General features: G+C 63.1%; 11 protein-coding genes. 7 read left to right on the top strand and 4 right to left on the bottom strand.

The window, feature by feature from the left end:
- Nucleotides 1–111: 111 nt before the first annotated feature.
- Nucleotides 112–1,311 (bottom strand): multidrug effflux MFS transporter, encoded by a 1,200-nt coding sequence (locus FFM81_RS30540; protein WP_138385824.1) that lies wholly within the window; start codon nucleotides 1,309–1,311, stop codon nucleotides 112–114.
- 227 nt (nucleotides 1,312–1,538) lie between these two features.
- Here FFM81_RS30540 and FFM81_RS30535 point away from each other — a divergent pair, with 227 nt between their 5' ends.
- Nucleotides 1,539–2,273, top strand: coding sequence for a TetR/AcrR family transcriptional regulator (locus FFM81_RS30535; RefSeq protein WP_128397593.1), 735 nt, complete (start codon nucleotides 1,539–1,541; stop codon nucleotides 2,271–2,273).
- Here the strand turns inward: FFM81_RS30535 and FFM81_RS30530 are convergent, their stop codons facing one another.
- Nucleotides 2,274–2,714, bottom strand: a complete 441-nt coding sequence (locus FFM81_RS30530; RefSeq protein WP_128397592.1) for a response regulator — start codon at nucleotides 2,712–2,714, stop codon at nucleotides 2,274–2,276.
- Between the two features lie 274 nt (nucleotides 2,715–2,988).
- On the opposite strand from FFM81_RS30530, the gene FFM81_RS30525 reads away from it, so the two are divergent.
- Nucleotides 2,989–3,528, top strand: a complete 540-nt coding sequence (locus FFM81_RS30525) for a L,D-transpeptidase family protein (protein WP_128397591.1) — start codon at nucleotides 2,989–2,991, stop codon at nucleotides 3,526–3,528.
- A gap of 6 nt (nucleotides 3,529–3,534) precedes the next feature.
- Here the strand turns inward: FFM81_RS30525 and msrA are convergent, their stop codons facing one another.
- Nucleotides 3,535–4,236: a peptide-methionine (S)-S-oxide reductase MsrA gene (gene msrA / locus FFM81_RS30520; protein ID WP_128397590.1), complete on the bottom strand. Its 702-nt coding sequence runs from the start codon at nucleotides 4,234–4,236 to the stop codon at nucleotides 3,535–3,537.
- Nucleotides 4,237–4,445: 209 nt separating this feature from the next.
- On the opposite strand from msrA, the gene FFM81_RS30515 reads away from it, so the two are divergent.
- The 5 genes from FFM81_RS30515 to cueR all read left to right on the top strand — a co-directional run bounded on the left by FFM81_RS30515 (nucleotide 4,446) and on the right by cueR (nucleotide 17,730).
- On the top strand, nucleotides 4,446–9,914 hold the full coding sequence (locus FFM81_RS30515; RefSeq protein ID WP_138385825.1) for an alpha-2-macroglobulin family protein: 5,469 nt from the start codon (nucleotides 4,446–4,448) through the stop codon (nucleotides 9,912–9,914).
- Nucleotides 9,914–11,995: a penicillin-binding protein 1C gene (gene pbpC, locus FFM81_RS30510; RefSeq protein ID WP_138385826.1), complete on the top strand. Its 2,082-nt coding sequence runs from the start codon at nucleotides 9,914–9,916 to the stop codon at nucleotides 11,993–11,995. Before FFM81_RS30515 ends, pbpC begins: the two co-directional genes overlap by 1 nt.
- A gap of 83 nt (nucleotides 11,996–12,078) precedes the next feature.
- Nucleotides 12,079–14,688 (top strand): malto-oligosyltrehalose synthase, encoded by a 2,610-nt coding sequence (gene treY, locus FFM81_RS30505; RefSeq protein WP_138385827.1) that lies wholly within the window; start codon nucleotides 12,079–12,081, stop codon nucleotides 14,686–14,688.
- A 123-nt stretch (nucleotides 14,689–14,811) separates the two neighbouring features.
- Nucleotides 14,812–17,331, top strand: a complete 2,520-nt coding sequence (locus FFM81_RS30500; protein ID WP_138385828.1) for a heavy metal translocating P-type ATPase — start codon at nucleotides 14,812–14,814, stop codon at nucleotides 17,329–17,331.
- A 9-nt stretch (nucleotides 17,332–17,340) separates the two neighbouring features.
- Nucleotides 17,341–17,730, top strand: coding sequence for a Cu(I)-responsive transcriptional regulator (gene cueR / locus FFM81_RS30495; protein WP_003563555.1), 390 nt, complete (start codon nucleotides 17,341–17,343; stop codon nucleotides 17,728–17,730).
- 28 nt (nucleotides 17,731–17,758) lie between these two features.
- Here cueR and FFM81_RS30490 read toward each other — a convergent pair whose 3' ends face one another.
- Nucleotides 17,759–18,067 (bottom strand): hypothetical protein, encoded by a 309-nt coding sequence (locus FFM81_RS30490; protein WP_138385829.1) that lies wholly within the window; start codon nucleotides 18,065–18,067, stop codon nucleotides 17,759–17,761.
- Nucleotides 18,068–18,229: the final 162 nt, after the last annotated feature.

Here is an 18,229-nt window from a genome sequence, read left to right as displayed (position 1 = left end):
GTCAGGCCTAGATAGCGCGACACACCGATAATCAATTGCGCGTTGCATTTTCTCTGCAGCGTTGCGCATCTTGGCGGCCGCACCCGGAGACCGGGTGAGGCCTGTCGTCGATCATTCGGCGGCGGCAACTGCGGCGCGGCGGCCGATCGTCGCCTGGGTCAGCACGAAGGCCGCGAAGGCGCAGAGCGCGATGCCGGCGGCCATCGGCACGGCGGTGCCGTCGAAGAACAGGCTCGATATGACCATGGCGACGGCGGCGATGACGAAATGCAGCGTGCCCATCAGCGACGAGGCGGTGCCGGCGATGGCGCCATGATCTTCGAGCGCCAGCACGGCGCTCGTCGGAATGACGAGGCCGAGGAAGCCGTAGCCGATGAAGAGAAAACTCGCCATGACAGGCAGCTGATTGAAGCCGGCAGCCATCACCACCGCCATGACCACCATGGCAAGCGCGAAGGCGCTGACGGCAATCCGCATGACCCGCACCAGACCGAAACGCTCGCCGAGCCAGCCGGTCGCCTGCGACACCGCGAAGAAGGAGACGGCATTGATCGAGAAGGCGAAGCTGTATTCGGTCGGCGTCAGCCCGTAATTCTGGATCAGCACGAAGGGCGAGTTGGCGAGATAGACCAGGAAGCTCGAAATCCCGAGGCCGCCGATGAAGGTCAGCGTCAGGAAATTGCGGTCGGACAGCAGTAGCCGGTAGGCCGCCATGGCGCTGCCGAGGCCGCTGCCGCTGCGCTCCTGGGACGGGCGGGTTTCTTCAAGCTGGGTCGCAAGCAGCACGAGACCGATGAAGGCGGCGATCGTCACCGCCCAGAACACCCCGCGCCAGCCATAGAATTCGATGACGGCGCTACCGGTCAGCGGCGCCAGGATCGGCGAGATCGAAAAGACCAGCATCAGCAGCGACATCAGCCGCGCGGCCTGCACGCCGGTATGCATGTCGCGGACGATAGCGCGCGGAATAACCATGCCGGCAGCACCGCCAATGCCCTGGATGAAACGGAAGGCGATCAGCGTTTCGATATTGGTCGCCAGCGCACAGCCGATCGAGGCGACGGCGAAGACGCCGATGCCGAGATAAAGCGGCAGCTTGCGGCCCCACATATCCGACAGCGGACCGTAGACGAGCTGCGCGAGAGCAAAGGAGATGAAGAAAGCGAGAAGCGTCAGCTGGGTGACGTTGTTATCGGCATGCAGGTCCTGGCCGATGGAGGGCAGAGCGGGTAGATACATGTCGATGGCGAAAGGCCCGATGGCCGAGAGAAGGCCGAGAATGAGGGCCATGCGAAAGAAGGAAGCCGTCATAGGGTGATCTTTCATAAAAACGCAGCGGAGGCGCCGGAACGTCACTCCGTCGCACAGCATCTTTAGAATCGGCGCATCGTGCTTTCCGAAAAGCTTTCCGATTTTCGGCCCGATGCTCTGGGGTCAATGATAGTCGTTCGCGCGAAGACGAAGTTGGGAGCTCATATCTCCAGCGGCGGAACCAAGCGTGTCAATAATTTTGGACACTGATGTAAAACTAGACGCCATTGTCTAAAACGTCAAGACGCCTTATCCTCGCTTTCATGAAAGATCGCATGACACCGGCAGGGATGGCTGGGCATACGCAGCGCGGACAATGCGCCAAGCGCATGTCGATCCTCGATGCCGCCGCGGACGTTTTCTGCCGCCAGGGTTTTGCCGGCGCCAGCATCGACGAGATCGCCGCCGTCGCCTGCGTCTCCCGCCAGACGATCTACAATCACTACCGCGAAAAAGAGACGCTGTTCGTCGCCGTCGTCGAGGACGTCATGAACCGCGCCAATGCCATGCTCTTCTCGGTACTGTCGAGCTTCCCTGAGAAGGCCGACAATCTGGAGGACGGGCTGACGGAATTTGCCGTGCGCCTCAACAAGAATTGCATCTGCAATCACGACGGAAAATTCCTGCGCAAGCTGGTGCAGACCGAGGGTGAACGCTATCCGCACCTGTTCGAAAGCTGGCGCCAGCAGGGCCCGGGCAAGCTGACCACTGCCCTTTCCGCGCTTCTCGCGCGGCTCGCACATAAGGGCGTGCTCGTCATCGACGATTTCGATGTCGCCGCACGGCAGTTCGTGGCGCTCGCCAATGCCGATCTGCAGATGATGACGCTTTTCGGCGAAACACCCACCGATGAAGAGCTTGATAAGGCGGCACGCAATGCCGTGCGTACTTTTCTCAAGGCCTATGGCAGACCGGCAGATAAGGCCGGCCGTCCGCCGGAATTGGCCGCCATAACGGGCTGATCAGGCAAAAATCGTCATCTGCGAGGGCACCACGGCGAACATGCCGACGCGGCGTGCGGCGAGATAATTCACCAGCTGCTGCACGACAGTAGGCATGACCGGTTTCTGCACCACACCGACTGCGCCCTTGACCCCATCGGCCACGACCTCCGGATTGCCGGTCATGAAGACCACCGCAATGCCGTGCTCTTGCGCCAGCCGCCGACCGATCTCGGGCCCGGTCGGGCCGTCGGCAAGATTGACGTCGACAAAGGCGATATCGGCCAGCGGCGCCAGCCGCAGCGCCTGTTCGCGATCGCTCGCAAGACCGGCCACCTGCATGCCCATGCCTTCCACCGTCGCCCCGAGATCCAGCGCGATCAGGAATTCGTCTTCGACGATCAATACTCTCTGTCTCATGAGATCATCTCGTTGCCAGCGCCGCACGACATTTGTGGCCATGATACGTCCCCTTGTTACGCTATAACCCGAAAGAGGGATCCGCTCCGGCAGCTGTCCCTGCTCGAAACTCTTTGTCGTAACGGGCAACTTGACGATATGTTCCGCGGTGGAACGCGATTTTCCTGATTTAAGATGTTGTTAACGTTGATAAATTCTTAACAAGAAGCCGGCAAAGAAAAACTGGCGGCGGACTATTCTCAATCTCAAGCGTACTTGTGGATGATTGCGCAATGACACGATATGATTATTCCGTTGGCTCGATATCGAGGATCACGTGAGAAACAGACTTATCGTGCTGACCATCGTGGTCGTCAGTCTTTTCGCCTATACGAAATTGATGGCCAGGATCGGCTCGGGCTCACCGCCCCCGGATGTGCCGCGGGAGCAACAGGCCGATCTCATTCGCGTTTATAAATCCGAACGGCGCATGGTTCTTCTCAAAGGGGAGGTTCCGATTTCGACCTATCGGATTTCCCTGGGGCAGGCTGCCGATGCCGGTCCCAAACAACGGGAAGGTGACGAAAAGACACCGGAAGGGCGTTATGAAATCGACTGGCGCAATCCCAAGTCGATGGCGCATCTCAGCCTGCACATTTCCTATCCAGGCCCCGATGACCGGCGCAATGCGCACTCCAATGGCTTTCCGCCCGGCGGCAACATCATGATCCACGGTCTTCCCAATGGCTGGGGCCTGTTCGGGGATGCCCATCGGCTGTGGGATTGGACGGATGGCTGTATCGCCGTCACCAACACCGAGATGCGCGACATCTGGGCTCGCGTCCCCGATCATACTCCGATCGACATCATGCCCTGACGGGAGTCATCCCTTGGCCCTGACGAGCACCGGCTCGGTGCGGTAGTCGGCTGGAAAAAGCGACTTCAGATTCTCGATTTTCGGCAGGTCGTTGTAGACGATATAGGGATAGGTCGGATTGAGCGTCAGGAAATCCTGATGATAGGCTTCGGCAGGATAGAAGCTGGCGGTGTCGGACACCTTGGTGACGATCTTGCGCGGGAAGACACGCGCCTTGTCGAGCTGATCGATATAGCGCTCGGCCACCTCCCGCTGCTTTGGCCCAGCGACGAACAGCGCCGAACGATATTGCGTTCCCCGATCCGGACCCTGGAAATTCAGCTGCGTCGGGTTATGCGCCACCGAGAAGAAGATCTGCAGCAACTTGCCATAGCTCACTTGTTTCGGATCGAACTTCACCTCGACGGATTCGGCATGACCTGTCGAACCAGTGCTGACAGTTTCGTACTGCGCCGTTTTGGCGTCGCCGCCGGCATAACCGGAAACGGCGCTCTTGACGCCCTTGACGTGCTGGAAGACGCCCTGGACGCCCCAGAAGCAACCGCCGGCGAAGATGGCGGTCTCGGTCCCGGCCACGGAGGCCTCATCGACAGCAGGTGGCGGGATGGTGACGGCATCTTCAGCCGCGCCTGCGGCACCCGCACCGATTGAAAAGACTGTGGCAGCCAGGAGCGCGACAAGGCTCCGGCGGCGGGACGACGTGGACATGGCGCTACCTCCTGCGATCAGCCAAATCCTTGCCTATCCCTGCAAAAGCCGCAAATCACAAGGCGATCACTCACGCCAATGTGACAACCGGACGAAAGCGCCTGTGCGAAGATGAAACAGCGCGCGAGTGGAGATTGACAATCTCGTGTGGAGTGAGGAGAGTGCCCGCCGGTCAGAGCCTGCATCGCCTGTATCCTTGGGGGGAACCTATGTCCGTGCGCTCGTTCTTTGCTTTCGTGACAATCGCATTTTTTTCCACGATCGCCGTCGGTTTTCCCGCCGCGGCCGCGGAAACCAAGCGCGACATCCAGACGATCAAGGACGCCGATTTCTTCGGTTTCGATCTCCGCACCGAGCAGAACGTCTCGCTCGATCAGTGCAAGACCTCCTGCATCGGCGACAAGAGCTGCAAGGCCTTTACCTACAATCCCAAGGTGAAATGGTGTTTCCTGAAATCTGACTTCAAGACGATGAACGCCTTCCCCGGCGCCATCGCCGGCAAGATCGTCGAAACAGCAGCTCAAAAGGAGCCGGATCTCGGCGCGGCGCCGCGCCTGACCTTCCTGAGCAACGACCTCATTCAGCAGGCGCACGATTACAAGGACAATCTTGCTCTGACCGACGGCCAGCAGGGCCAGGGCGTCGACAGCCTGACGGCCAATGCCCGTCTTGACATGACCGCCAATAATCTGACCGACGCGCTGATCGCCTTCCACGGCGCACTGTCGATCACACCCGACGATGCCGATCTCTGGCTCGAAACGGCCCGCGCTGCAATTTCCTACGGCAGCACCGAGAGCAGCGTCACCGGCCAGGCCGTGGTCGACGCGCTGAATGGCTACGAGCTGACGCGCACCAAGCCCAAGCGCGCCGAGGCGCTCTCCGTCCTTGCCACCGCTCTGGAACGAAACGCCAATTACCGCCCGGCACTCGACGCCTATAAGGCGAGCCTGGCGCTGGTTGCCTCCGACGATGTGCAGACCGCCTACGTGCAGCTCAAAGCGACGCAGGGCTTCCGGATCACCGAACACACGATCGATGCCGACAGCGCCACGCCGCGGGCCTGCGTCACCTTCTCCGAAGCGCTCATCAAGACCACCGACTACACGCCCTTCGTGACGCTGAACGGCGCAGCGCCGAAGGCGCTGGAAACTAAGGACAAGCAGATCTGCGTCGAGGGGCTGACCCATGGCGAGACCTACAAGATCGGCTTCCGCACCGGCCTGCCGTCATCCGTCGACGAGCCGCTCGACGCCCCCGTCAGCATCGACGTCTATATCAAGGACCGCAGCCAGATGGTGCGTTTCACCGGCGACAGCTTTGTGCTGCCCTCGACGGCGCGCCGCGGCATCCCGATCGTCTCGGTCAACATGGCGTCGGCCAACCTCAAACTCTATCGCGTCGGCGATCGCGCCATTGCACCGCTCTTGACCAATTCGCAGTTCCTGAGCCAGCTCGACGGCTACAGTGCCCAGAACATTGAAGACCAGAACGGCGAACTCGTCTGGCAGGGTTCGATCGACATTGCCAACGAGCTCAACAAGGACATCGTCACCAGCTTCCCGGTCGACGAGGCGCTGCCCGAGCGCAAGCCCGGCATCTACGTGATGACGGCAACCGGCCCGAACGGCCCGACGCAGGAGTGGGATTCGCAGGCGACGCAATGGTTCCTCGTCTCCGATATCGGCGTCACCACCTATGCCGGCACCGACGGGCTCAATGTCTTTACCCGTTCGCTCGCTTCGGCCAAGCCGATATCAGGCGTCGAGCTGCAGCTGCTTGCCAAGAACAATGAAGTGCTTGGTACCGCGACCACCGACGAAAACGGCCGCGCCACCTTCACTGCCGGCCTGATCCGCGGCACGGCGGCGCTGACGCCCGCTGTCATCACCGCCAAGAACGGCGCCTCGGACTACGTCTTCCTCGACATGACGCGCGCCGGCTTCGACCTCTCCGACCGCGGCGTTACCGGCCGCGCCGCCCCCGGGGCGATCGATGTCCTGACCTTCACCGAACGCGGCATCTACCGCGCCGGCGAGACGGTGCATGCGCAGGCGCTCGCCCGCGACACCGACGGCAACGCCATCGAGAACCTGCCGCTCACCTTCATCTTCAGCCGCCCGGACGGCGTCGAAGACCGGCGGATCGTCAGCCAGACCAGCAATCTTGGCGGTTACAGCGTCGATTTCGCCACCCAGGAGAACGCCATGCGCGGCACCTGGACGATGAATATCTATACCGATCCCAAGGGCAGCGCGATCGCCAGCAAGAGTTTCCTGGTCGATGATTTCGTGCCCGATCGCACCGACATGGAGATCAAGACCGAAGCCAAGGAAATTGGCCCGGATACGCCGGCGACAATCACCATTGCGGGCAAGTATCTCTATGGCGCGCCGGCCGCCGGCCTGACGCTCGAGGGCAACGTCGTCGTCAAGCCGACGCGTGAAAGCGCCGCCTATAAGGGCTTCCTGTTCGGGCTTGCCGACGAGGAGGCGAGCGAGGACTCGCGCCTGCCGATCGACGGCCTGCCGGAACTCGACGAAAACGGCGAAGCCTCTACCGATCTCACCGTCGGCGATCTGCCGGCAACGACGCAGCTGCTCAACGCCACCGTCTATATCAGCATGCAGGAGGCGGGCGGGCGCGCCATCGAGCGCTCACTCGTGCTTCCGGTGAAGAGCGAGCGCGCTTCGGTCGGCATCAAGCCGGAATTTTCCGACGAGCTGCCCGAAAACTCTATCGCCAACTTCACGGTCATCGGCGTCGATGCCAACGGACAGAAGCAGGAGAGCAAGGGCCTGCGCTGGAAATTCTACAGTCTCAACCGCGAATACCAATGGTATCGCGAGGGAACCGCCTGGAAATACGAACCTGTCTATACCGCCGAGCAGGTTGCCAACGGCAGCGTCGACGCGACGATGGATGGCGGCAAGATCTCCGTGCCGGTGAAGTGGGGCCGCTATCGCCTCGAGGTAGAAAGCCCGGATGCCGACGGCCCGACCTCCAGCGTCGAATTCGACGCCGGCTGGTTCGTCGCCTCGACCTCGACCGAAACACCCGACGGGCTGGAGATCGCCCTCGACAAGGACAGCTACAAGATCGGCGACACGGCCAAGCTGAAAGTCACGTCGCGCTACGGCGGCGAGTTGATGGTAACGGCCGGAACCGAAAAGCTGGTCGCCGTTCAGAATGCGACGATGGGCGAGACCGGCGGCGAAGTCGACATCCCCGTTACCGCCGACTGGGGCGCCGGCGCCTATGTCACAGCCACCCTCTTCCGCCCCGGCGACGCACAGGACAGCCATATGCCGATGCGCTCGATCGGCATCAAATGGCTGAAGGTCGATCCCGAACAGCGCGCGCTGCAGGTCAAACTCGATACGCCGGAAAAAATGCTGCCGCGTGGACCACTTGATATCGGCGTGCAAGTGGCTGGGGCCGGCGCCAATGAAGATGCCTATGTTACGGTCGCCGCCGTCGATGTCGGCATTCTCAATCTGACGCGCTATGAAGCGCCGAATCCGGAGGACTGGTATTTCGGCCAGCGCCAGCTCGGCCTTGAAATCCGCGACCTCTATGGCCGGCTGATCGACGGCTCGCTGGGTGCTACCGGCAAGCTCCGAACCGGCGGCGACGGCGGCGCCATTGCGCTGCAGTCAAGCCCGCCGACACAGAAACTCGTCGCCTTCTTCTCCGGCCCGGTGAAGCTCGACGCCGACGGCAAGGCGCACGTCTCCTTCGACATTCCGCAGTTCAACGGCACGGCGCGGGTCATGGCTGTGGCATGGTCGAAATCAGGCGTCGGCCACGGCGTCAAGGACGTCATCATCCGCGATCCTGTCGTCGTCACTGCGAGCCTGCCGAAATTCATGGCCCCCGGCGACAAGGCCAATCTGCGCCTCGACATCGCCAATACCGATGCGCCGGCCGGCGATTACAAGCTGCAGCTGACCGGCAATGACGCCGTGGGCATCGAAGCAGCCTCCGCCGCCCAGACGATCCGCCTCGAAGCCGGCGCCAAATCCGAGCTGACGCTGTCGCTGATCGGCAAACAGCCTGGCGCCGGCAGCGTCTCGATCAATCTCTCCGACGCTTCCGGCCTTTCGCTCGACCAGACCGTCGATGTGCCGGTGCGCCCGGCATCGCTGCCGATTACCGAACGCAGGGTGCTGGCGCTGAAGCCCGGGGCCAAACTCACCGTCGACAAGAACCTGCTCGCCGACAGCGTGCTGCCCGGCGCCTCGATCAGCGTCAACGTCACGCGGTCGGCCGCCTTCGATATTCCGGCGCTGCTAATGACACTCGACCGTTATCCCTTCGGCTGCGCCGAGCAGACCACCAGCCGGGCGCTGCCGCTGCTCTACCTCGCGGAAGTCGCGAAGCAGGCCGGCATTGCAAATGACGACGACGTGCACAAGCGCGTGCAGGATGCGATCTACCGCGTGCTCTCCTACCAGGCCTCGGCCGGCAGCTTCGGCCTTTGGGGACCGGATTCGGGTGACGTCTGGCTCGATTCCTACGTCACCGATTTCCTGACGCGGGCTCGCGAAATGAAATACGACGTGCCGGAACGGGCTTTCGTGCAGGCGCTCGAAAACCTGCAGAACACGCTCTCCTATACCACCGACATCAAGGGCCAGGGCGACCAGATCGCCTATGCCGTCTACGTGCTTGCCCGCAACAAGAAGGCCGCGATCAGCGATCTGCGCTACTACGCCGATACGATGATCAACGACTTCCCGACACCGCTCGCCAAGGCGCATATCGCCGCCGCATTGGCGCTCTACGGCGATGCCCAGCGTTCGAAGAACATCTTCCTCGACGCGTTGCAAATGTCGCAGCAGTCGATGGTCTCGCGCGTGAACTTCTCGCGCACCGATTACGGCACGATCCTGCGCGACGGTGCTGCAATCCTCGCACTTGCCGCCGAAAGCCGGCCGGTACCGCCCGTCGTCCCTGATCTCGCCAAGGCCGTCGCCAAGGAATGGCAGCGCAGCAAATACAAGAGCACCCAGGAAGAGACCTGGATGCTGCTTGCCGCGCGCGCCATCCAGGGCGGCGACGACGGCTTGAAAATCGATGTCAACGGCGCCGCACACACGGGTGCCTATATGGCCAGCATGGCCGGTGAGGCGCTCGCCGACCATCCGCTGACGCTGACCAACCAGACGAGTGACGCGGTCTCGGCCGTCGTCACCACCGTTGCCGCCCCGGCCGTGCCGTTGCCGGCCGGCGGCGACGGCTTCCTCATCGAGCGCAGCTATTACACGCTCGACGGCGAGGAGGCGAATGTCAGCGAAGCGAAACAGAATGAACGCTACGTCGTCGTCATCCATGTGCGAGAGGCCAACGACTGGCCGTCGCGCATCGTCATCACCGACCTTCTGCCGGCCGGTTTCGAGATCGACAATCCGAACCTCGTCGACAGCGCCCAGATGACGAATTTCGACTGGATCGGCGAAATATCAGCGGCCCATACCGAATTCCGCTACGACCGCTTCGTCGCCGCCTTCAACCGCGCTCAGGGCGATGAGCGCGAATTCAACGTCGCCTATGTCGTGCGCGCCGTCACCCCCGGCACCTACGACCATCCGGCCGCAACCGTCGAGGACATGTACCGGCCGGAGCTTTCGGCCCGCACGGCGACTGGCAAAATGGAGGTCGTGACAGCGCAATAATGAGGCTGTGGCACAAGGTTGCGATTGGGTCCGCCGCCGGCATCCTTCTTGCCGGCGCGGCTATCTTTGCGCTTGACGCCGCCGACAAGGCCTTTCCGCCGCCGCTCGAGAAAGCGGACGTGGTTTCCGCCGAGGTGCTGGATGCCGACGGCCAATTGCTGCGCGCTTTCGCGACTTCGGAAGGCCGCTGGCGGCTGAAGACCACGGTCGCCGACGTCGATCCGCAATTCCTGCGCATGCTGATCGCTTATGAGGATCAGCGTTTCTACGACCACGACGGCGTCGATGCCTGGGCGCTCGGGCGGGCAGCCACGCAATTCATCCGCAACGGCCGCATCGTTTCCGGCGCCTCGACGCTGTCGATGCAGGTGGCGCGGCTGATCGAGCCGCGGGCCGGACGCTCGCTATCGGCAAAACTGCTGCAGCTTGTCCGCGCCGTGCAGATCGAACGGCGGTTGTCGAAAGAGCAGATCCTCGACCTCTATCTCACCCATGCGCCCTATGGCGGTAATCTCGAAGGCGTGCGCGCCGCAAGCCTTGCCTATTTCGGCAAGGAGCCGCGGCGGCTGACGGTCGCGGAAGCCGCCCTGCTCGTCGCCCTGCCGCAATTGCCGGAACGGCGCCGGCCGGACCGCAATCTTAAGGCGGCGCAAGAGGCGCGCAAGCGCGTGCTCGAGCGTGTCGCCGTGGCCGAAGCCGTCGGCGACGGCGAGGCGGAGCGGGCCGAGGCTGTCGCGATCCCGCCGCGGCGCCTGCAATTGCCGGCGCTGGCCGCCCATGTCGCCGAAGCCGCGCTGCGCAAGGAGCCTGATGTCCTCAAGCATCAGACAACCTTGAAGAAACAGGTGCAGCAGGGGCTGGAATCGGTGGCGCGGGCGGCGGCGATGAAGCTCGGGCCGAAGCTTTCGCTCGCCATGGTGATGGCGGATGCGCAGACCGGCGCAATCGTCGGCGAGGTCGGCTCGGCCGATTATTTCGACGCCAGCCGCTCCGGCTGGATCGACATGACACGCGTCAACCGCTCGCCCGGCTCGACGCTGAAGCCCTTCATCTACGGGCTCGCCTTCGAGCAAGGGCTCGTCTCGCAGGAGACGATCATCGAGGACCGGCCGGCCGATTTCTTCGGCTACCGGCCGCGCAATTTCGACATGAGCTATCAGGGCGACGTCACTGTCCGCGAGGCGCTGCAGCTCTCCTTGAACGTGCCGGCCGTCAAGCTGCTCGACGCCGTCGGACCATCGCGGCTGCTGGTGCGCTTCCGCCGTGCCGAGGTGCGCCCGGTCCTGCCGCCGAACGAGACGCCGGGACTGGCGATCGGTCTTGGCGGCATCGGCATCACCCTGAAGGATCTGGTGCAGCTCTATACGGCGCTCGCCAATCGCGGCCAGCCGGCAAGGCTCGGCGACGGCATCACCGGCCAACCGGCCGAGCTCGATGGCGAAGCGCTGCTGGAGCCGGTCGCCGTCTGGAACGTCGCCGATATTCTCTCCGGCGTCATTCCCCCCGCCGGCGCGCCGCAGCGCGGCATCGCCTACAAGACCGGCACGAGCTACGGCTATCGTGACGCCTGGTCGGTCGGTTATGACGGGCGTTATGTGCTCGGCGTCTGGGTCGGACGGCCCGACAACAGCGCCGTTCCGGGTTTGACCGGTTATGGCACCGCCGCACCTATCCTGTTCGAGGCTTTCGCCAAATCCGGCATATCAACCACGCCGCTGCCCCGCCCGCCGGCGGGTGCGGTGCGCATCGCCCAGTCCGAGCTGCCGATCAGCCAGCGGCGTTTTGCGCTGAATGCCAGCGGCCTGCTCGTCGCCTCCGGCCGTGAGCCCGCGCCGCAGATCGTCTATCCCCCTGAGGGCGCCCATATCGATCTCGGCGCCGGAGCAGGCGACCTGTCACCGCTGATGCTGAAGCTGCAGGGCGGCCGCGCCCCATTCCGCTGGCTTGCCAACGGCAAGCCGCTGCCCGATCTCTCCCGCCGCCGCACCCAGCAATGGCTGCCCGACGGCGGCGGCTACTCGAAACTGACCGTCATTGACTCGGCCGGACGGGCGGCCAGCGTGGGCGTTTTCATCGACTAGCGGGTAAAACGCCGGCATCACGAGGGAACAAAAACACGGCCACAACCGTTGAAGAAGGCCTTCCTCCAACGTCAGACGGCCTCATGACACTTCCGACAGCGACCTACCGGATACAATTCCGCAACGGCATGACCTTCGATCGTGCCTGCGGCCTCGTCCCCTATCTCAAGACACTCGGTATCAGCCACCTCTACGCCTCACCGATCTTCACCGCCGTCAGCGGCTCGACCCATGGCTATGACGTCACTGACGCCAATGAAATCGACCCGGCGCTCGGCGGCCGGGCGGGGTTCGAGCGGCTGACGGAGAGTCTCGCCGCGGCTAGCATGGGGCTGATCCTCGACATCGTTCCGAACCACATGGCCGCTTCGCCTGAAAACGGCTGGTGGCGCGACGTGCTGGCCTTCGGCCCGCGGAGCGCCTATGCCAGACATTTCGACATCGACTGGAACGAGCCGCTGACCCTGCCGCAGCTCGGCCAGGATTTCGAGGCGGCGCTCGCCGCCGGCGAGCTGCGCATCGCCCTCGACGAAACCCACGGCAACTTCGCCTTCGCCTATTTCGAAACGCTGCTGCCGCTGACCCCCCGCAGTTACGGCGCGATCGCAAACCGGCTCGACGATCCGGTGGCTACGAGAATGGCGGAGGCCGCAGCCACAACCTCCGGCGAGGACTTCGCCCGCGCCATGCGCGACATTCTCTTCGAAGGCGGCGACCGGGCACTTCTCCGGCAAAAACTCGAGGATGTCTCGGCCGACCGCGATTTCCTCCAAAGCCTGCATGAGGCACAGCATTGGCGGCTCACTTATTGGAAGGAAGCGGCGCGACATCTGAGCTATCGCCGCTTTTTCGAGGTGACCGGGCTGGTCGGCACCCGCGTCGAAGATCCCTTCGTGTTCGAAGATCTCCACCGGTTGACGATCGAGCTGGTGCGCCATGGCAAGGTGCAGGGCCTGCGCATCGACCATGTCGACGGGCTCGCTGAGCCCAAGGCCTATCTCGACAGGCTGAGGGCGGCGGTTGGACCGGACACCTACATCGTCGTCGAAAAGATCCTCGGCCCCGCCGAGGTCCTGCCGGAAAGCTGGCCGGTCGCCGGCACCACCGGCTATGAATTCATCGCTGCGCTGAGCGAACTCTTCGTCGACGGCGGGGGCCTGCGGATATTGGACGATGCCTATCGCAGGCTCGCCGGAGAGACGGGTGATCTCGACGATGGCCGGCGGCTTGCCAAGCGGCTGATGGTCGAGCGTAATTTCGCCGGCGAGACCGGCAGGCTGGTATCGATCGCAGCCGGCATTTTTCCCGATTTGAAAAGCGACGCGATCGCCGCCGCGCTCAGCGAGCTGCTGATTGCCTTTCCCGTCTATCGCACTTATGGCGACGGCGGCCCGCTCGCCTGGCAGGATTCAGCCGTGCTTGCCACCACCGCATCGCAAGTCATGGCGCAGCTCGATGATCGGCGTGCGCTCGACCATGTACTGAAGCTTCTGGAAGGCAAGGTCGAGGGGGATGCGGCCCACGAGTTTCGCATCCGTTTCCAGCAATTGAGCGGGCCTGTGATGGCGAAGGCGACGGAGGATACGCTGTTCTATCGCTACAACAGACTGCTTGCCGCAAACGAAGTCGGCGGCGAACCCGGCAAGGCGCCTGATGGCCCGGAGGGATTCCATCGCCGCATGGCCGAGCGGGCGCGGCTGCAGCCGCATGGGCTGTCGGCAAGCGCCACCCACGACACCAAACGCGGCGAGGATGCGCGCGCCAGGCTCTATGCTTTGAGTGAGGGCGCGGATGTGTTCGTGCAGGCGGCAGAGCGCTGGCGTGAGATGAACCGCTCCTGGCTCAAAGATCTGTCGGATGGCGCGGCACCGGAGCCGAATGTCGAATGGATGCTCTATCAGGCGCTGGCCGGCGCCTGGCCGGAGGATATCGACCGCGGGCAGACGGAAGAATTTCGCGAGCGCTTCACCGATTACGCGGTCAAGGCGGTGCGCGAGGCAAAACTCCACACCGGCTGGATCGAACAGGATGCCGCTTACGAAGAAGCGGTGACGGCCTACGCAGCGGCGCTGGTTTCACCCGAGAATGACGCCTTCCTCGAGGATTTCGAAAGGCAGCTGCAGCCCTTTATCGCGGCGGGTTACCTCAACAGCCTGTCGCAGACACTCCTCAAGCTGACCGCGCCCGGCATTCCCGATATTTACCAGGGCTCCGAGGGTTTCGATTTCAGCCTGGTCGACCCCGACAACCGCCGGCCGGTCGATCATATCAGGCTGGCGGCCTGGCTTTATGAAGCCGGGCCGATCGCCAAGCTTCAGGCGGCGGCCTTGAAGCAGCGCATCGTCGCAATCGGCCTGCAGCTGCGTCAGCGGCAAGCGGCTCTCTTTGCCAAAGGCGATTATCTGCCGCTGAAGGTGACGGGCAGCCGACGCGAGCACGTGCTGGCATTTGCCCGGGTGCACAAGGATAATTTCGCGATTGTCGCTGCACCCCGGCTGATGTTCGGCTGGCTCGATCCCGGCGTGCTTTTTGCCGGCCCGGAATTCTGGGAGGATACCGCAATCGCCGTCCCCTCCCCTCTTCACGGGCTGAAAGCGGATCTGGTGACCGGAAAGACGATCGAGCCCGGCGGAAGCATTGCGATCGCTGCCCTGCTCGGCAGCCAGCCGGTTGCGCTGATCAGCCCGATCTGAGGATCGGGCGCGAGACAGACGGCCTTCGAAAAAACCGTCTTGTCAAAAAATAGCACTTGACCTTCCAGTTGCTGGAAGGTGGATAAGCCTCTCCAACTGCCCCCTGGGGCATAGGAGATAGCCATGAGTATCAAACATGACCACGATCATCATCACGGCCACAGCGACGACCACAGCTGCAGCAGCCATGGCAGGGAAAAGACTGCCGGCGTCATGACCCGTGATCCGGTCTGCGGCATGACCGTTGATCCGGAAGTCGGCAAATTCTCGCTCGATCACGCCGGCCGCCTCTACCATTTCTGCTCGGAGGGCTGCCGGACGAAGTTTGCGGCTCAGCCGCAGGATTACCTGACCGCAAAGGATCCGGTCTGCGGCATGACCGTCGATCGTTCTACCGCGAAACATTTCCTGAAAGTCGAGGGCGAGAAATTCTACTTCTGCTCGGCCGCCTGCCAGACGAAGTTCGAAGCCGATCCCTCCGCCTATCGCGACGGCAAGCGCCCGGTAGCAAAGCCGGCGCCGAAGGGCACGCTCTATACCTGCCCAATGCATCCGGAGGTGGTCAGTGATGGCCCCGGCGACTGCCCGAAATGCGGCATGGCGCTCGAGCCGATGGGCATTCCTCCCGCCGACGAAGGTCCCAACCCGGAGCTCGTCGATTTCAACAGACGGCTTTGGGTCAGCGCCATCCTTGCCGTGCCTCTGCTGGCGCTGGGCATGGGGCCGATGCTTGGCCTGCCGCTGCGGGAAACGATCGGTGAGCCGCTGGCGACCTATATCGAACTGCTGCTGGCGAGCCCGGTGGTGCTTTGGGCGGCGCTGCCCTTCTTCCGCCGCGCCTCATCGTCCGTCATCAACCGCAGCCCCAACATGTGGACGCTGATCGGTCTCGGCGTTGGCACCGCCTACGTCTACAGCCTCGTCGCCACGCTTGCGCCCGGCATTTTCCCAATGAGTTTTCGCGGCCACGGCGCGGCCGTTCCCGTCTATTTCGAGGCGGCCGCCGTCATCGTCGCCCTGGTTTTTGTCGGCCAGGTGCTGGAATTGAAGGCACGCGAGCGTACCGGTTCGGCGATCCGCGCTCTGCTCGACCTCACGCCGAAGACGGCGCGCCGCATTGGTGCCGATGGCAGCGAGAGTGACGTTGAAGTGGACGAGATCCAGACCGGCGACCGGCTGCGCGTGCGCCCGGGCGAACGTGTGCCGGTGGATGGCTCCGTCCTCGAGGGCCAGTCGACCGTCGATGAATCGATGATTACAGGCGAGCCCCTGCCCGTCGAGAAGTCGAAAGGCGACGGACTGACCGGCGGCACGATCAACAAGAACGGCAGCCTCGTGATGTCGGCCGAGAAGGTCGGCGCCGACACCGTGCTGTCGCGCATCGTCGATATGGTCGCCAAGGCGCAGCGCTCGCGGGCGCCGATCCAGGGTGCGGTCGACCGGGTGTCGGCGGTCTTCGTGCCGGCTGTCGTCGTCGCGGCCATCCTTGCCTTCATCGTCTGGGCCGCGGTCGGCCCGGAGCCAAGTCTGGCCAATGCGCTGCTTGCCGCCGTCGCCGTTCTGATCATCGCCTGCCCCTGCGCGCTCGGGCTGGCGACGCCGATGTCGATCATGATCGCGACGGGGCGCGGCGCTCACGAAGGCGTGCTGATCAAGGACGCCGAAGCGCTTGAGCGTTTCTCCAAGGTCGATACGCTGATCGTCGACAAGACGGGCACGCTGACCGAGGGCAAGCCGAAGCTTACCGACATCGTCGCAGTCAGCGGGGTCGCTGAAGACCGGTTGCTGTCGCTGGCGGCAAGTCTGGAGCGCGGTTCCGAACATCCGCTCGCCGAAGCGATCGTCTCAGGCGCCGAGGAGCGCGGCGTTACCTTCGTCGAGGTCACCGGTTTCGACGCAAAGACAGGCAAGGGCGTTCAAGGTCTTGCCGGCGGCACGGCGGTGACGCTTGGGAATGCGGCAATGCTCGGGGATCTCGGCGTCGATCCGGCAGCGCTGACCGAAAAGACCGAAGCCCTGCGCGGCGACGGCAAGACGGTGATGTTCGTGGTGGTCGACGGCGCGCTTGCCGGCCTCGTCGCCGTTGCCGACCGGATCAAGCCAACGACATCAGCCGCGATCAAGGCGCTGCACGACAGCGGCCTGAAGATCATCATGGCGACGGGCGACAACAAGCGCACAGCGGATGCGGTGGCAAAGAGCCTCGGCATCGATGAGGTCCGCGCCGACATGCTGCCGGAGGGCAAAAGCGCGCTGATCGACGAATTGCGTGCCAAGGGTGCCGTCATCGCCATGGCTGGAGACGGCGTCAACGACGCGCCGGCGCTCGCCGCCGCCGATGTCGGCATCGCCATGGGCACCGGCGCCGACGTTGCGATGGAAAGCGCCGGCATCACCCTGGTGAAGGGCGATCTCACCGGCATCGTCAGGGCGCGGCGGCTGGCAGAGGCAACGATGCGCAACATTCGTCAGAATCTCGGCTTCGCCTTCGGCTATAATGCGCTCGGAGTTCCGGTCGCAGCCGGCGTGCTCTATCCCGTCTTCGGGCTGTTGCTGTCGCCGATGATCGCGGCGGCGGCGATGAGCCTCTCGTCGGTCTCGGTGATATCGAATGCGCTGAGACTGCGTTTTGCAAAACTGTAGGAGACGGCGATGAATATCGGCGAAGCATCGGAACGTTCCGGCCTGCCTTCCAAGACCATCCGCTATTACGAGGATATCGGCCTCATCCGCCCCGAAAGAGGCGGAAACGGCTACCGCGATTATGCCGCGACCGACGTTCATAAGCTGCGCTTCCTGCAGCGCTCGCGTGGCCTTGGCTTTTCCGTCGAGGAATGCCGGCAATTGCTGGCGCTCTACGAGGACAAAAGCCGGGCGAGCGCCGACGTCAAGGATATCGCCGAGAGCAAGCTTTCCGAGATCGACCGCAAGATCCGCGAGCTCTCCGAACTGCGGCGCACACTCGAACATCTCGTGCATGCCTGTCACGGCAATGACAGGCCGGACTGTCCGATCCTCGAAGAGCTTTCGCACAGTGCCTGAGCATTTCGGAAGACGCAGACGGCGCGCTTCAGGTAAGCTGCGGCATGTTCTGGTTGGCCGCCAGAGAGGCGCAAGCCCGCGCGTCGGGCTCCTCGTCCTCGCCATCATCCAGCACGCCGTCATCCAGCCGATGCTTGATCGCCAGCGCGTAGATTACGTCAAGAATATTGCGGTCCCTGAGATGAGGATCGGTGAGCGCGAGAAGCGAGGCCCGGACGATCTTCTTGCTGGTGGCGTTTGGACAACGCGCCTTGACGAAATCATAGAGCGCCTGATCCGTCAGCCCTTCCATGGCGCCGTCTACGAGAGCTTCGTAGAGCCGCTTCTTTTCCTTCATTCTTGATTTTCCCCTACAAATCAGCGGCGTCATGATCTGTCATGTAATTGTCATAAACAATCGCCGATTTAAGGTGCACGTCCGCTGGAGAAGCATATTTTGATCATTTTTCAGGCAGCGATCTTCGGCTCGTACATATTTTTGCGTCGGTTGGAATAAAAT

The organism is Rhizobium hidalgonense (assembly GCF_005862185.2).
Taxonomy (GTDB): domain Bacteria; phylum Pseudomonadota; class Alphaproteobacteria; order Rhizobiales; family Rhizobiaceae; genus Rhizobium; species Rhizobium hidalgonense.
This window is presented reverse-complemented; position numbering and strand designations above follow the sequence as displayed.

Excerpts from the sequence above, each read along its gene's own strand:
- FFM81_RS30490 (WP_138385829.1), bottom strand. The coding sequence starts at position 18,067 with ATGAAGGAAAAGAAGCGGCTCTACGAAGCTCTCGTAGACGGCGCCATG.
- FFM81_RS30500 (WP_138385828.1), top strand. The coding sequence starts at position 14,812 with ATGAGTATCAAACATGACCACGATCATCATCACGGCCACAGCGACGAC.
- treY (WP_138385827.1), top strand. The coding sequence starts at position 12,079 with ATGACACTTCCGACAGCGACCTACCGGATACAATTCCGCAACGGCATG.
- FFM81_RS30530 (WP_128397592.1), bottom strand. The coding sequence starts at position 2,714 with ATGGCCACAAATGTCGTGCGGCGCTGGCAACGAGATGATCTCATGAGA.
- FFM81_RS30540 (WP_138385824.1), bottom strand. The coding sequence starts at position 1,311 with ATGACGGCTTCCTTCTTTCGCATGGCCCTCATTCTCGGCCTTCTCTCG.
- FFM81_RS30515 (WP_138385825.1), top strand. The coding sequence starts at position 4,446 with ATGTCCGTGCGCTCGTTCTTTGCTTTCGTGACAATCGCATTTTTTTCC.
- pbpC (WP_138385826.1), top strand. The coding sequence starts at position 9,914 with ATGAGGCTGTGGCACAAGGTTGCGATTGGGTCCGCCGCCGGCATCCTT.
- msrA (WP_128397590.1), bottom strand. The coding sequence starts at position 4,236 with ATGTCCACGTCGTCCCGCCGCCGGAGCCTTGTCGCGCTCCTGGCTGCC.
- cueR (WP_003563555.1), top strand. The coding sequence starts at position 17,341 with ATGAATATCGGCGAAGCATCGGAACGTTCCGGCCTGCCTTCCAAGACC.